The organism is Halobacillus sp. Cin3 (genome assembly GCF_947311855.1).
GTDB lineage: Bacteria > Bacillota > Bacilli > Bacillales > Halobacillaceae > Halobacillus > Halobacillus kuroshimensis.
On the sequence record NZ_CAMZMV010000002.1, the window covers coordinates 160,081 to 173,971 of the forward strand.

The 13,891-nt window shown below is 48.5% G+C and carries 13 protein-coding genes; all 13 read right to left on the bottom strand.

All coding sequences use genetic code 11. The features are described from left to right. Positions 1-117: 117 nt before the first annotated feature. The gene (locus tag QMA39_RS08985; RefSeq protein WP_281658460.1) at positions 118-1,773 is read right to left on the bottom strand and encodes an acyl-CoA dehydrogenase family protein; all 1,656 of its coding nucleotides are present in this window, start codon (positions 1,771-1,773) and stop codon (positions 118-120) included. After that, positions 1,770-3,302 carry a long-chain-fatty-acid--CoA ligase gene (locus tag QMA39_RS08990; protein WP_281658461.1) on the bottom strand — a complete coding sequence of 511 codons (1,533 nt, stop codon included), beginning with the start codon at positions 3,300-3,302 and terminating at the stop codon, positions 1,770-1,772. The genes QMA39_RS08985 and QMA39_RS08990 overlap by 4 nt, the downstream gene beginning before the upstream one ends. Beyond that, the gene (locus QMA39_RS08995) at positions 3,299-3,691 is read right to left on the bottom strand and encodes a MerR family transcriptional regulator (RefSeq protein WP_281658462.1); all 393 of its coding nucleotides are present in this window, start codon (positions 3,689-3,691) and stop codon (positions 3,299-3,301) included. The genes QMA39_RS08990 and QMA39_RS08995 overlap by 4 nt, the downstream gene beginning before the upstream one ends. 113 nt (positions 3,692-3,804) lie before the next feature. Then, complete coding sequence (locus tag QMA39_RS09000) at positions 3,805-4,623, bottom strand: hypothetical protein (protein ID WP_281658463.1); 819 nt, start codon at positions 4,621-4,623, stop codon at positions 3,805-3,807. A 423-nt stretch (positions 4,624-5,046) separates the two neighbouring features. Then, the gene (locus QMA39_RS09005) at positions 5,047-6,714 is read right to left on the bottom strand and encodes a glycerol-3-phosphate dehydrogenase/oxidase (protein WP_027956301.1); all 1,668 of its coding nucleotides are present in this window, start codon (positions 6,712-6,714) and stop codon (positions 5,047-5,049) included. 225 nt (positions 6,715-6,939) lie between these two features. Beyond that, positions 6,940-8,439, bottom strand: a complete 1,500-nt coding sequence (gene glpK / locus QMA39_RS09010) for a glycerol kinase GlpK (RefSeq protein ID WP_281658464.1) — start codon at positions 8,437-8,439, stop codon at positions 6,940-6,942. 15 nt (positions 8,440-8,454) lie between these two features. Then, entirely contained in the window at positions 8,455-9,255 is an 801-nt protein-coding gene (locus QMA39_RS09015; protein WP_206933490.1) for an MIP/aquaporin family protein, read from the bottom strand. A 115-nt stretch (positions 9,256-9,370) separates the two neighbouring features. Then, on the bottom strand, positions 9,371-9,922 hold the full coding sequence (locus QMA39_RS09020; RefSeq protein WP_027956298.1) for a glycerol-3-phosphate responsive antiterminator: 552 nt from the start codon (positions 9,920-9,922) through the stop codon (positions 9,371-9,373). After that, on the bottom strand, positions 9,919-10,431 hold the full coding sequence (locus tag QMA39_RS09025; protein ID WP_281658465.1) for an acyltransferase: 513 nt from the start codon (positions 10,429-10,431) through the stop codon (positions 9,919-9,921). Before QMA39_RS09025 ends, QMA39_RS09020 begins: the two co-directional genes overlap by 4 nt. A gap of 3 nt (positions 10,432-10,434) precedes the next feature. Continuing rightward, a complete protein-coding gene (gene ppaX / locus QMA39_RS09030; RefSeq protein WP_281658466.1) occupies positions 10,435-11,073 on the bottom strand; it encodes a pyrophosphatase PpaX in 639 nt (212 codons plus the stop codon). Next, positions 11,048-12,004: a nucleoside recognition domain-containing protein gene (locus QMA39_RS09035; RefSeq protein ID WP_281658467.1), complete on the bottom strand. Its 957-nt coding sequence runs from the start codon at positions 12,002-12,004 to the stop codon at positions 11,048-11,050. The genes ppaX and QMA39_RS09035 overlap by 26 nt, the downstream gene beginning before the upstream one ends. Before the next feature lie 13 nt (positions 12,005-12,017). Continuing rightward, positions 12,018-12,854 carry a prolipoprotein diacylglyceryl transferase gene (lgt, locus tag QMA39_RS09040; RefSeq protein WP_027956294.1) on the bottom strand — a complete coding sequence of 279 codons (837 nt, stop codon included), beginning with the start codon at positions 12,852-12,854 and terminating at the stop codon, positions 12,018-12,020. A gap of 12 nt (positions 12,855-12,866) precedes the next feature. After that, positions 12,867-13,799, bottom strand: coding sequence for an HPr(Ser) kinase/phosphatase (hprK, locus tag QMA39_RS09045; RefSeq protein WP_027956293.1), 933 nt, complete (start codon positions 13,797-13,799; stop codon positions 12,867-12,869). Positions 13,800-13,891 lie beyond the last annotated feature (92 nt).

The following is a 13,891-nucleotide window of genomic DNA, read 5'->3' on the forward strand; positions in this document are numbered from 1 at the left end:
GTCAAACAAGAATTACCATCCGTATGCATTCTTCCCTATCATAACAGAATCTTTTGAAAAAAGCCGGTTCAGCCGCCCAACGAAAAACAGCCCCCTGAAAGAAAGGGGGCTGTCTGTTTAAGGTTTGACGGCCGTCCGGTATAACAGATCATCTGCATACTGAAGGACCAATGGATCTTCCAAGTTTGATTCGCGGTGAAAATGAAGGTGGAGATACAAGCTGGCGGCCTTTTCTGTCCGTCCGCCTTCTCTTTTCATCTCCAGTGCGGTGACCCCTTCATAGAGCAGAGCCATCTTTTTGGCGAGGCGTTTGCTGTAAAAGGTCTGCTCCCGTTCCTTCATCTGCATCATCCGTCTGGATTCTTCAAGAAAATTTTCCAAGTATTCGTCGACCGCACGCACATTCTCATCCTTTTCCAAGACATCCATTCGTGCTTTAAGCTCATCGTAAAACAACTGGTGGGCCTGATACTTATGGAACAGCCGCAAAACCTCAAGCCCAAGGATGTTCGCCGTCCCCTCCCAGACTGTAAGCACCTGGGCATCACGAAGCAGTCGGGGAGTGACAAAATCCTCGATATACCCATTTCCTCCATGAAGTTCAATGGCTTCCTGGGCAAAGTGAACCGCCTGTTCTGCCGATTCCTTTTTTAATACAGCAATACGAAGCCGGTTCAGCACCTCTTCTTCCGGACGGTGTTCTGAAGCATGAACCATGCGGTCAAAGGCACGAATCATGTGAAACACCGCCCGCGTTTCCACTTCCTGCTTCACTGTCATAGTGGAAAGGGTATCCTGAATCATCGGGTAGTCAATCAGCCTGCCCCCAAACGCCTCCCGTTCTTTCGCATAGGCAAGGGATTCGGTGACTGAGCGGCGCATAATTCCAATTGAAGCCACGGCATTGCATATCCGGGAAAGGTTCAAGGCTTCCATCATGTAATAAAACCCTCTGTCCGCCTCTCCTACTAAGTAACCCTCAGCTCCTGCAAATTCCACCTCGGCTGATGGAACAGCCCGGACTCCGAGCTTGTCTTTCAAACGGCGGATTTGAATTCCGTTCAGCTGTCCATCCCCGCCACGCCAGGGCACGAGGAACAGACTCAATCCTTTCGTCCCCTTCGGCGCACCTTCCACCCTGGCCAGAACCATAGCGACACCACAGGCACCGGCGTTACTGGCAAAATATTTTTCCCCATAAAGGTGGTAGACGTCCCCCTCCTTCACGGCCTTGACCTCATTTGCCCCAACATCCGATCCTCCCTGGCGCTCGGTTAAGAAAGTCGCTCCTTCAAAAAGGTCCACCTCTCCTGTGGATAGAACGTGAGGCAGATATTTAGCTTTCAATTGGTCATCAGCGTAATGATCGATTAAATACGCAGTAGCCATTGTAAGGGTGACCGGACAGTAAAAGCCGGGCTCTGCCTGGGAGAGCAGGTAACCGAGAGCAAAGGAATACGTGTAATCCCCCGGCACCCCTAGTTCCGGAATCTGTTTATGAACAAAACCCACAATACCAGTGCTGTAGGTATCCCGAACGGTCTTCAAGTACCCTTCATTGAGACGCACATAGGAAATATCCCGCCCCATTTTGTCATACTTAATCAAAACAGGCCGGCCATCTCTGTCGGTGTACGCCGCGCGCTCATCAATGTCGTGAGCACACATCGCACCGTAATTTTCCAGCTTGGGGAAGGCCCATTTCTGAAAAGGTTCATTCCAGGATTGCTTCAGTACATGCTGAAGATTCTCGTCATTTAGAAAAAAGTTCATGACCGCTCCCCCTGAACCTGTTGATTTTCTTCTCGAAGCCTGTGCTTTAACAGCTTGCCTGTGGCATTACGAGGCAGCTCCTGAACTTCTTCATACAACCTCGGGATTTTATACCCTGCCAAGTGGTTTTCCAGAAAGGACCGGCACTCCTCTTCCAATTGATCGATTCTGCTGTGCGAAACGATAAAGGCCTTCACCGTTTCACCCCAGTCGGGATGGGGGACGCCCGTCACCGCTGCATCCTCAATAAGAGGATGCTGCAGGAGGATGGTTTCAATTTCCCGCGGGTAGATATTGACACCTCCCGAGATAATCATATCTTTCATACGATCGACCACCCACACATACCCCTCCTCATCCCGCACAGCGAGATCACCGGTTTTCAACCATCCGTCCTGAATGACTTCTCTGGTGAGGTCCGGGTCTTTGTAGTAGGCTTTCATGACTCCATCTCCCCGCAGACAGATTTCGCCCACCTCACCCGCTCCGGTTTCCTGCCCATCGTCACGGGTGATTTTCATTTCACAGTTGAGAGCCGCACGCTGACCGATACTTCCTGCTTTTCTCTCATGCTCTGACGGAAGCAGAAGAGTACCGTTGGGACCGGCTTCTGTTAATCCATATACACAGTACAGGCTCTCTGTGTCCAACTGTTTTTGTATGAAATCCACCTCCGTACGGGAAAGTGGTGCTCCTCCATAAACCCAGTGTTTCATCCAGCTCATGTCTGTATCTGCAACATCCGGATGTCTGGCTGTCATTAAATAGGCGACAGGTGCACCGAAGAAATGCGTCGTTTTCTCTCTGGATGCGAGTTCCAGCAAAAGATCAGGCGTAAATGATGACGCTGTAACATGGGCAGCTCCGACATAGGTACCTGCGGTTAAAAACAAGTGAAGCGGAGCGGAATGGCTGAGTGGCATCATATGAAGAATCCGGCTCGAAACTTTCATCTCCATCTCAATCGCCATCATAATGGAAACGCTTAGTATATTTTTGTGCGTAAACACAACTCCTTTTGGCGTCCCCGTCGTTCCAGACGTATACAAAATGGAAGCCTCCTCCTCTTCAGAGGCATCATTCACGACTTCCAGCGCCTCTTCCTGAGCCAGAAGAGCAGAGTAGGAGAGCCAGTTACCTTGGGAAGCCCCGGTTTTAATAAAGGTGCCCGTGTTGTCCTCTGCAAGCCCTTTGACTTGTGGCCACGTCTGTTCATGTGTAAGCAGGACGACCGCATCACTGTGATCATAAATATAGGAAACTTCCTTCTCTATCAATCGGGCATGAATGGGAACGACCACCGCTCCCGCCCGGTGAGCCGCAAAGTAGCTCACTATAAACTCGATTGTGTTCGGCATGTGAATGACGATTTTATCCCCACGTTCGACACCAAGTCTCATGAAGGCACGGGCCATTTGATTCACCTGTTCATTCCATTCCTTATAGCTCAATCGTCGATCGGGTGAAATCAATCCATCTTTATCCGGATACTTTCTTGCCTGATAAGCCAGCATTTCTGATACATTCACAGCGTTTCTCCTCTCCGCTCCCTCAATTCCTGCTCAAACCTTTCCATCCAAGTTTCCATTTCCTTCTTTAATTCCAATAGTTCACGGATTCTGATGTCCACTTCCTGCATCTTTTCCCTGCCGTAAGACATGGTCCTTTCCAGCTGGCTGACTCCGGAAGGGTCTTGATCAAAAAGTTCGATCATTTCCTTGATTTCTTCCAGATGAAAGCCATACTTTTTGCCACGGAATATGAGTCGGATTCTTGTGAGGTCGCCAGGGGAGAACATCCTTCGTCCCTGGAGATTCCGTTCCGGCCTGATTAAGCCGATTTCTTCGTAATACCGGATCGTCCGCTTCGTTACATCAAACGTTTCAGCTACATCCTTAATCGACAGTTCGTCTCTCATCTGCAGCGCCTCTCATTGAGTGAATTTTCCAACAATTACACTATACCATTTACGTTAACGTCATCTTCAACTATAAAATTTTGGAAATTAAAAACACCAGCCAACGCTGGTGTTTAATAATTCCCGTATTGAAATAAAAATAGAAAAGCGACAAGTGAGGAAGGCACCTGCTCCCGTACAGACCATTCTATGATAAAACCCGGCATGTTCCCGAAACGGTCGGCCGCTTCGGTCGGAATAGCTCCCTGCTTAATCTCCGCCCAGACCCTGTCGTTTTCATCTGTCACCTGGTACCAGCCGAGGTAACGATCTCCTTCAAGCTGCCATCGGAGGTTGTGTCCTTCAATAAAACCGATGACACGCTTTCCATCCGTCCCTTTCCACTCTTTCGTATAAGCCGTATACCTGCCTGCTTCATTCTGAATATAACCACGCCATTTGAAGCCGCCCTTTTTCTCAAGGCGGTACTGAGACGCATCCTGATCATCTTTATAAACAAAAGAACCTGATTTAATGGAAGGAATAGAAAGCCAGCTTGAAATGACAGCGGCCGGTTTATACTTCCAGTGCTGTTCTTCCTCCGCCTGTGCATATCGTTCCCCTCTCATATCATAAAGACCAGCTTGATCATTTCTAATATTCTGCTGGCCAAGATACATGCGCTTCGGAAAAAGGGGATAGGTGTATTCAGGACAGGAGTCCGCGGTCTGGATGGTCGTATGCCGTAATTTGTTGAAATCCTGAAGGCCCGTCACAAACAATCCTGCTCCCGTTACAAAAAACAAGGGGAAGTAGAATAGAGAAAGGATAAAGGAACCCTCCTGATAAAATAAGATGGAAATAAGAAAGAACATACCAAAAACCAGCAACACCCCACCCGTGATCAACTGTCTTCCTGCATCTTTCAATATCAACGACCGAATGTCCGTCATACCTTTTCCCCCTTTCTATGTTCTACGCAGCAAACAAGGAAAAAGTTTCAAATATCCGTTCTCCCCATAGGACAGAAAGCAAACTGTTGGCTATCGGAAGGCGGACGTCCGAGCCCAGCTCTTAAAAAAACGTACAGAAAGGCACGACCTCCACATGTAAGCAGGAAGAAGAAGGGGTATGCAGCCTCCTCTCCATCTCTCCGACAAGACATGAAGATTTTTAAATCCTATCGAAAAAAAAGAGCCTGAATGAACTTTCCCGACAGATTTTTTGATCGGGTATATATCATAAGATCCGCTGTTTGTTACCTTGTGAAACAAAGGCCATTCGCAGGCCGTGTATTTATCCGCTGATAAATTAACAGCACCGGTTTCCACGAGAACCTTAAAAACCCGTCCTCCGGAGAGGACGGGTTTGATTACTTATACATATTCAACAGGCGTAACGGCTTCTTTTAGAAGCTGATCAAGCTGCTCGGTATATTCTTTCTTCTGCTCATCTGTATAGTTTAAGGATTCAGCCATGTAGTCAATGACACTGTCCTTATGATCGCGGACCCATTGAATGTTGAAGAACAGGGCTGCGGTACGGCGGACGAAGAAGTCCACCGGCTTGAAGGTCATTTCTTCTTCAAGCGCATAAGCAAGCTGGGCAAAGACAGTTGGATCAATGCCTTCCTTCTCTGCTTCCTCTTTACGGTTTTGGAAGTTATTGAACACTTTATCCACGTTGGCACCATAAAGCTGGATCAATTTATCTGCTTCCTCTTTATCAATACCGATGGATTCAGCGATCTTCAAGCGTTCTTCTTTGAACTGCTTGAATCCTTTAGATCCGCCAACTTCTCCTCCGGAAATAGCCATACGCTTCGTCTCGGAATCAGAGTAGCGCACGCCGGTTTCTTCCATCAATTGATCGCGGACAAGATCGACAGCTGTCACAGCCATCTTACGGTAGCCGGTCAGCTTCCCGCCAGCCATGGAAATCAGACCGGAGTCAGAAACGAAAATTTCATCTTTACGGGAGATTTCAGATGGGTCTTTGCCTTCCTCATGAATAAGAGGACGAAGGCCGGCCCAGCTGGATTCCACATCTTCTTTTGTCGCTTTAACGGTTGGGAACATATAGTTCATCGCTTTAATAATGTAATCGCGGTCCTCTTCCGTCATCGTTGGATGTGAAATGTCCTGATCGTAAACCGTATCGGTTGTACCGATATACGTTTTCCCGTTTCTAGGAATAGCAAAAATCATACGACCGTCCGGACTGTCGAAGTAGATCGCCTGCTTCAGCGGGAAGACAGACTGATCGAATACAAGGTGAACACCTTTAGTCAACTGCAGGGTTTTCCCTTTCTTGGAGCCGTCGATTTCACGTAGCTCATCAACCCAAGGGCCGCCCGCATTGATGATTTTCTTCGCTTTCACGTTATACTGTTCTCCTGTGATCGTATCTTCCACTACTGCTCCAACGATTCTGCCTTCATCACTATAGATAAAGTCCACGACTTTGGAGTAGTTGGAAGAGTTGGCGCCATATTCAACTGCTTTTTTCATAACTTCCAGAGTCAGACGGGCATCATCTGTTTTGTACTCAACGTAATACCCAGCACCTTTTAAGCCGTCCTGCTTGATAAGAGGTTCACGCTTAAGCGCTTCTTCCGCACTCATCATGGAGCGGCGCTCGGATTTCTTAACACCAGCCAGATAATCGTAGACGCGCAGGCCGATGTTGGTAGAGAACGGGCCGAAGTTTCCGCCCTGGTGGAATGGAAGCAGCATCCATTCAGGAGTGGTTACGTGCGGGCCGTTTTCATATACGATCTCCCGCTCTTTTCCTACTTCTGCCACCATTTTAACTTCAAACTGTTTCAAGTAACGCAGGCCGCCGTGTACGAGTTTCGTGGAGCGGCTGGATGTTCCGGCTGCATAGTCCTGCATTTCAACGACCGCTGTTTTCATACCGCGGCTGGCCGCATCCAGTGCAATTCCAGAGCCGGTAATTCCTCCCCCGATGACGAGTACGTCCCACTCTTCCTGAGTCAAGCGTTCAAATTGACGTTGTCTTTCCAAGCTTGAAAATGATTGCATATCGATCTCTCCTTCTTCCGTTGTCTTCATTTAATGGTCTGGTACGGGTATTCCCGAAAATGTCGAAAGTTATGTGTGGGAATGTTCTTTAGACACTGTGGCATAAAAAAAGAGACCACGAAACTCCTTATGCTGTGCATAAAGCTTCGTGGTCTCTCCGCGTCTCCGACCGTGTCCATTAACTTGTACCTTTATTATATCAGAGAGCGGACACGTGTCAAAGATTTATTCTTCAGGCTTGAAGACCCGGGTAGCTTCCACAGCTTTCTGCCATCCTTTGTATAGTGTCTGCGTTTTCTTTTCCTCCATACTTGGCTGGAATTCACGCTCCACCTTCCATTGATTTTCGATTTCCCGGCGGTCTTCCCAGAAACCAACCGCAAGACCGGCAAGGTAGGCAGCCCCAAGCGCTGTCGTTTCATTGATTTCCGGACGTTCCACGTTCACATCAAGCAGGTCACTCTGGAACTGCATCAGCATATTATTTTTTACAGCGCCGCCGTCCACCCGGAGCGTTTTCAATTCAAGACCGGAGTCTTCCACCATAGCATTGACCACATCTTTCGTTTGATAGGCCAGTGAGTCAAGCGTGGCTCTTACAAAGTGGGCTTTGGTTGTTCCCCGTGTCAGACCGAATACCGCTCCGCGCGCTTCACTGTCCCAATATGGTGTTCCAAGACCAACAAAGGCCGGCACGACATACACCCCGTCAGCAGAATTCACTTCTCCTGCAACTTCTTCACTCTGAGGAGAAGATTCGATCATCTGCAGGCCGTCACGGAGCCACTGGATGGCTGAACCAGAAACGAAGATACTGCCTTCCAGAGCATATTCGACTTTACCATCCAGCCCCCAGGCCAGTGTTGTAAGCAGACCGTGGTTGGATTTGACCGGCTCTTCCCCGGTATTCATTAACATGAAGCCACCGGTGCCGTAAGTATTTTTAGCCATTCCTTTTTCAAAGCAGGCCTGTCCGAACAGAGCCGCATGCTGGTCCCCGGCAATCCCTGCGATCGGTACCTCTTTTCCGTAGAAGTGATAATCGATGGTATGAGCATAGACATCAGAGGACTCTTTCACTTCAGGAAGCATGCTTTCTGGAACGTTCAGCAGTTCCAGGAGCTCCTTGTCCCATTCCAAATCATAAATGTTGTACATAAGCGTACGGGAAGCATTGGAATAGTCCGTAACATGGGCCTTCTGCCCGGACAGCTTATATACGAGCCACGTATCAATCGTTCCGAACAGCAGGTCCCCGTTTTCGGCTTTTTCTCTTGCTCCGTCCACATTGTCCAAAATCCATTTCACTTTCGTTCCTGCGAAGTAAGGATCAAGGAGAAGACCCGTCTTTTCACGGAAGGTATCTTCCAGTCCCTTCTCCTTCAATTCGTTACAAATCCCCTGCGTCTGTCTGGACTGCCAGACGACTGCTTTGTAGATCGGCTTCCCTGTGTTTTTATCCCACACGACGGTCGTTTCCCGCTGGTTTGTGATACCGATTCCAGCAATGTCGCCAGGGTCTACATCCGCAAGGCGGAGCACATCCGAAATACAGGCCAGCACAGATGTCCAGATTTCATTGGCATCATGCTCCACCCATCCTCTTTTTGGAAAGTATTGTTGAAATTCCTTCTGTGCGGTTTCAACAATTTCTCCATTGCGGTTGAACAGGATCGCCCGCGAGCTCGTTGTACCCTGATCAATTGATAAAATATAGTCTCCCATAGTAAATCTCTCCCTCTATGCTTGTTTCACTTTTTTTAATTCTATGTTCATGGAACTGAGAAGGGCAGCGGCGATAACCGCGGATCCTATCCAAAACCATATGGTAAACTCCGCCTGGAAAATGGCTTGATAAAATAATCCGCCATACATTCCACCGATAGCCGGACCAGCCACAGGAATCCAGGAGTAACCCCAATCAGATCCTCCCTTGCCGGGAATAGGAAGAACCGCATGCGCCAGTCTTGGCCCGAGGTCCCTCGCAGGGTTGATCGCATAACCGGTTGTAGAACCAAGGGACATCCCGATGGCCACAATCAACAAGCCGACGATCAATGGATTCAAGCCGTCTGTGAATTCATTGGCCCCTATAAATAATAACCCCATCACGAGTACAAAGGTACCGATAATTTCACTTACAAGATTGGAAATAGGACTGCGTATGGCCGGATCCGTACAAAAGATGGATTTGATAGCCAGCTGATCTTCCGTGTCTTTGAAATGAGGCAGGTAATGGAAAAACACGATGGCTGCTCCGATAAATGCCCCCATCATTTGTGCGGTGATGTATAGCGGGACTTTCGCCCACGGGAAATCTCCGACAACGGCAAACCCAAGTGTAACTGCCGGATTGATATGGGCGCCTGTAACGCTTCCAACCGCGTACACGCCCATGGCTACAGCGAGGCCCCAGGCAATCGTAATAAGCACCCAGTTTCCCTCCGCTTTTGTAGCTTTCAAGTTCGCTCCGGCTATGACACCGCCTCCAAAAATGATTAAAATCATCGTACCAATCAATTCACCCATAAATTCCGTCATGTGCCCGCTCCTTTCCGATCTTCAGCGGATCCCTGCCAAAAACGCACAACTATTAGCGTCTCTTCTAATCTCTGTGCGTTTTCAGGCTTCTTTTTAAAATGGGCGTCTGTATCATCTATTTGGAAAACTTCCATAAGTCGGTACGAGAAGTAGAAACGGCAGAAGCCCCGGAGGCCAGTGCCTGCTCTACGTCTTCCTCCGTACGGACGAGTCCTCCAGCGATGACAGGTACCCCGATCCGCTCTTTAATCTCTTTTATCATTCCCGGCAGGACACCGGGCAAAACTTCGACGTAATCAGGCTCCGTTCTCTGGATGAGCTTTACATTGTGCTCAATGGCCTGGCTGTCAATAAGAAACAACCGCTGCACAGATAGGATATTATATTTTTTCGCCTGATGAATGACATGCCCTCTTGTTGAAATCACCCCGTCGGGTTTCACTTCCTGACCGAGGTATTCCATACCGTAATCATCCGCTTTCAAGCCTTGGATCAAATCCACATGGACGAGGACTTTCTTTCCCGACTTCTGCCCAAGACGGACGAGCTTTCGAAGCAGTCCGAGACGGCTTTCAAGAAGGATGATATACTCCGTATCCGATTCCAGCAGTGTTTCAAAATCCTTGATTTTCTTTACTGCTGGTAAAACCGTTTGTGTAAAACTCATTCCTCCGCCTCCCGCTGAGCCATCTGCTCTTTCGTATAAATGACCTTCATCGGGTTTCCCCCGACAAAACTGCCGGGTGGAACATCTTTATTCACCAACGTGCCCGCCGATACGACCGCCCTGTCCCCAATAGTGATTCCCGGGAGGATTGTCGTATTGGCTCCGATCAGGACCTCATCTCCGATGGTCACCTCACCCAGCCGGTATTCATCGATCAAGTATTCATGAGCAAGGATGGTTGTATTGTACCCAATTACCGTATTATACCCAACTTTGATTTTTTCAGGAAACATAATATCAACCATCACCATCAAGGCAAAGGCTGTCCGATCCCCCACCTTCATGTCTAAAAACGTGCGGTACAGCCAATTTTTCATTCCGAGAAAAGGGGTATAGCGTGCCACTTGAATAATGGTGAAATTTTTCACGACTTTTAAAAAAGGCACGGTTTTATAGATATGCCACAAGGAATTCGCGCCCTCGACGGGATAGCGGTCTGTCTTTCTCATCCATTATCTCCCGGTAATCTGCAGCAGGTCACGCATGTTATCCAGCATGTAATCCGGGCTTAAATCGTCCAGTACATTTCTGCCTTTGACCGTCCATACAACCCCGGCTGTTTTCGTTCCGGCATTTTTCCCTGCATCAATATCATGAGTATTATCACCGACCATAAGTGCTTCTGATGCCGGTGTATCCAGTTCCTGAAGCGCACGCATAATTGGTTCCGGATGAGGTTTGGCATTGGTCACATCATCAAGAGTGACTACCGTTTCAAACAAGCCGTCCAAATTCGTGAGCTCAAGTCCCAAGTGTACCGTGTTTTTCATCTTTGTGGTCACTATGCCAAGCCGGAAACCTTCGTCCTTCAAGGCATGCATTGTTTCAACAACACCTTCGTAGGCAGTCACATAGCGGTCATGGTTCTCCACATTATGTTCTCGGTAGGTTTCCACCATCTCCTCCACCTTGTCCGGATTGATCTTAGCCAGGCTTTCCACAAGAGGGGGCCCGATAAAATCCAAGATCTCTTCACGCGTATAGTCTCTGTCCCCATATTGGGCGATGGTGTGAGTGAAGGATGCAATAATCAGTTCATTCGTATCAATCAGTGTGCCGTCTAAATCAAAGAGAATGGTACGTATGCTCATGTGATGTATCCTTTCTATTATGTTGTAATTTGTTCCAAACAAACCCTACGGCCGCTGTTAACAGCACAGCTGTCGTTAACCGGATGATGAGAAGCGGCCAGACAGGAATGCCGAGTGGAATGAATACGAGCGTATCTTCAACGACAGCATGACAGGCGACAAGGAAGATGACGGCCAGATACATATCCTTTTTTGATACACCGTCTTCTTCCACGGCCTGAATCATTAACCCGGCCCCGTAGGCAAGGCCGATCGTCAATCCGGCGGCCAGTGTCATGGACGTATTACGCTCCATACCTAAAAACCTGGTGCAGGGAGCGACCCATTCCGAAAATTTGTCGAGCCATCCTTTTTCTCTCATAAACTGCATGACGACCATCAATGGGATGACAATGAAGGCAAGCTGGATGATCCCCATGCCGGCCGTCTGCACCCCCTGGATGACGATTTCGGTCCATCCCTCCGGTTCCACAGGATTAGAGGGGGCGAGGCCGTATTTCGCCTGTGCCCCTCCCCCGTCCCAGAACAAATGGATGATAAATGCAGAAAAGAAAGCAAGGGAAAGGCGGACACCAATAACGATCCACCAGCTGACCCCGACCTTTTTAGCAACGGTCGATTCAATCAGCAGGTTATGGGAGAACGACAGCATGACAGCTAAAATAAATACTTCTTTCACCGTAAAATCAAAGGAGAGAATCGCAGCGATGCCGGCATACAGGTTCAAAAAATTCCCAACCACTAAAGGGACAGCCGCCTGACCTGGAAGACCCAGCCACCCCATCAGAGGTTCCAGTTTGTCCATCACCCATGGCAGGACAGGTGTATACTGGAGAATCGTCACAATCAGTGTTACGGGAAAAATGACTTTCCCCAGTGTCCATGTTAAATCCAGGCCCTTATTTCCACCACGCAGCAACGTTCCTTTCATGCTATCGGCTCCCTTATTTTACTTTCTTTCCGTTATAATATTTATCTGCCATTCCGCTCTTTCTGCGGTAGTAAATGAGTACGGCACTACCGATGACCAGTACAATGGAAATAAATTGAGCCATACGGATATCTCCGAACAAGTAGAGACTGTCCGTACGAAGGCCTTCCACGAAGAAACGGCCGACAGAATACCATATGACATAGCTTAAGAAAACTTCCCCACGACGCGGGTTGAATCGGTGGCGAAGAACGAGCAGAAGAGCGAATCCGATGATATTCCAGACGGATTCATAAAGAAACGTCGGGTGATACACCGTTCCGTCAATGCACATCTGCTGGTTGATGAAGGCAGGCAGATACTGCATGAAATTCTCGTAAAAAGCCTGTGAGACAGGTCCACCATGGGCTTCCTGGTTCATGAAATTCCCCCAGCGCCCGATTGCCTGACCAAGAATAATACTCGGTGCAGCGATATCTGCCATCATCCAGAAGGAGATACCTTTTACTTTTGTATAAATATAGGCGGTCAGTACCGAACCGATCAACGCTCCGTGGATGGCGATCCCGCCTTCCCAGACAGCAAAAACCTTCCACAACGGGCCGCCGGCATACCGCTCCCATTCAAAAATCACATAATAAAGGCGGGCACATAAAATGGCTGCAGGAATCGCGAACACCACGATGTCCACCATATAGTCCTTTTTCAATCCCAGTCTTTCTGTTTCTCTTGTCGCAATCCATAGTCCTAAAAAGGCTCCTGTAGCAATAATCAGGCCATACCAGTAAACAGAAAGTGGACCCAGCTGAAGAAAGACGGGATCAAGAGGCTGTGCTTCACATGTCTGCATCTTGTTTCCTCCTTATTTCCCCGTTTGATCCTGATCGATCACTTTGGTTAACCGCTCGGAAAATTCCTCTGCGGCATTGACGCCCATCCGCTTCAGGCGGAAGTTCATTGCTGCCACTTCAATGATAACGGCAAGGTTACGTCCTGGACGCACGGGGATCGTCGCTTTCGGAACTTGAACGTCCATAATTTTCATTGTTTCTTCCTCAAGGCCCAGACGGTCATATTGTTTGTTCTTATCCCAAAGTTCAAGGTTGATAACGAGTGTGATACGTTTGAAGCTTCGGACAGCTCCAGCGCCAAACAGCGTCATCACGTTGATAATTCCAAGACCGCGGATTTCCAGAAGGTGCTCAATCAGCGGCGGACTGTTTCCGATCAGCGTATCGTAATCTTCCTGCCGGATTTCCACGCTGTCATCGGCAACGAGACGGTGACCACGCTTCACCAGTTCAAGCGCTGTTTCACTTTTACCAACGCCACTCTGACCGGTGATCAGTACACCGATGCCGTAAATATCTACAAGGACCCCGTGTATAGCTGTAAACGGAGCAAACTTGGACTCCAGAAAATTGGTCAGCCGGCTGATGACTCTCGTTGTCTTGTATGGGGAGATCATCAATGGGACGCCAGCTTCCTTAGCGGCTTCAAACAACTCTTCCGGAATATCCATTCCCCTCGTTATAACGATCCCCGGGGTAACATCCGTGCAGAGCTTTTCCGCCCGCTCCTGACGCTGTTCCTTCGTCAGTTCATTGAAATAAGACAGCTCCGTCTTACCGAGAAGCTGCAGTCTGTCTTTCGGGTAAAATTTGAAATACCCGGTCATTTCTACACCGGGGCGGGAAATATCACTCATATGTATTTCACGGTGAACTCCATCTTTTCCGGTTACTAATTCAAGCTGAAACTGTTCCAGTAAATCTTCTGTGCGGACCTTGCTCATCTTTCCAACAACCTCCATTCATCAATCACTGTCCCCTATTGTAGCATGTTTTGCTGAAATCTTGGATAGGTCTGTCTCAACCAGGGGTCCCT

Coding starts and splice junctions, on each gene's coding strand:
- QMA39_RS08985 (WP_281658460.1), bottom strand. CDS start 1,773: ATGAACTTTTTTCTAAATGACGAGAATCTTCAGCATGTACTGAAGCAA.
- QMA39_RS08995 (WP_281658462.1), bottom strand. CDS start 3,691: ATGAGAGACGAACTGTCGATTAAGGATGTAGCTGAAACGTTTGATGTA.
- QMA39_RS09000 (WP_281658463.1), bottom strand. CDS start 4,623: ATGACGGACATTCGGTCGTTGATATTGAAAGATGCAGGAAGACAGTTG.
- QMA39_RS09005 (WP_027956301.1), bottom strand. CDS start 6,714: ATGCAATCATTTTCAAGCTTGGAAAGACAACGTCAATTTGAACGCTTG.
- glpK (WP_281658464.1), bottom strand. CDS start 8,439: ATGGGAGACTATATTTTATCAATTGATCAGGGTACAACGAGCTCGCGG.
- QMA39_RS09015 (WP_206933490.1), bottom strand. CDS start 9,255: ATGACGGAATTTATGGGTGAATTGATTGGTACGATGATTTTAATCATT.
- QMA39_RS09020 (WP_027956298.1), bottom strand. CDS start 9,922: ATGAGTTTTACACAAACGGTTTTACCAGCAGTAAAGAAAATCAAGGAT.
- QMA39_RS09025 (WP_281658465.1), bottom strand. CDS start 10,431: ATGAGAAAGACAGACCGCTATCCCGTCGAGGGCGCGAATTCCTTGTGG.
- ppaX (WP_281658466.1), bottom strand. CDS start 11,073: ATGAGCATACGTACCATTCTCTTTGATTTAGACGGCACACTGATTGAT.
- QMA39_RS09035 (WP_281658467.1), bottom strand. CDS start 12,004: ATGAAAGGAACGTTGCTGCGTGGTGGAAATAAGGGCCTGGATTTAACA.
- lgt (WP_027956294.1), bottom strand. CDS start 12,854: ATGCAGACATGTGAAGCACAGCCTCTTGATCCCGTCTTTCTTCAGCTG.
- hprK (WP_027956293.1), bottom strand. CDS start 13,799: ATGAGCAAGGTCCGCACAGAAGATTTACTGGAACAGTTTCAGCTTGAA.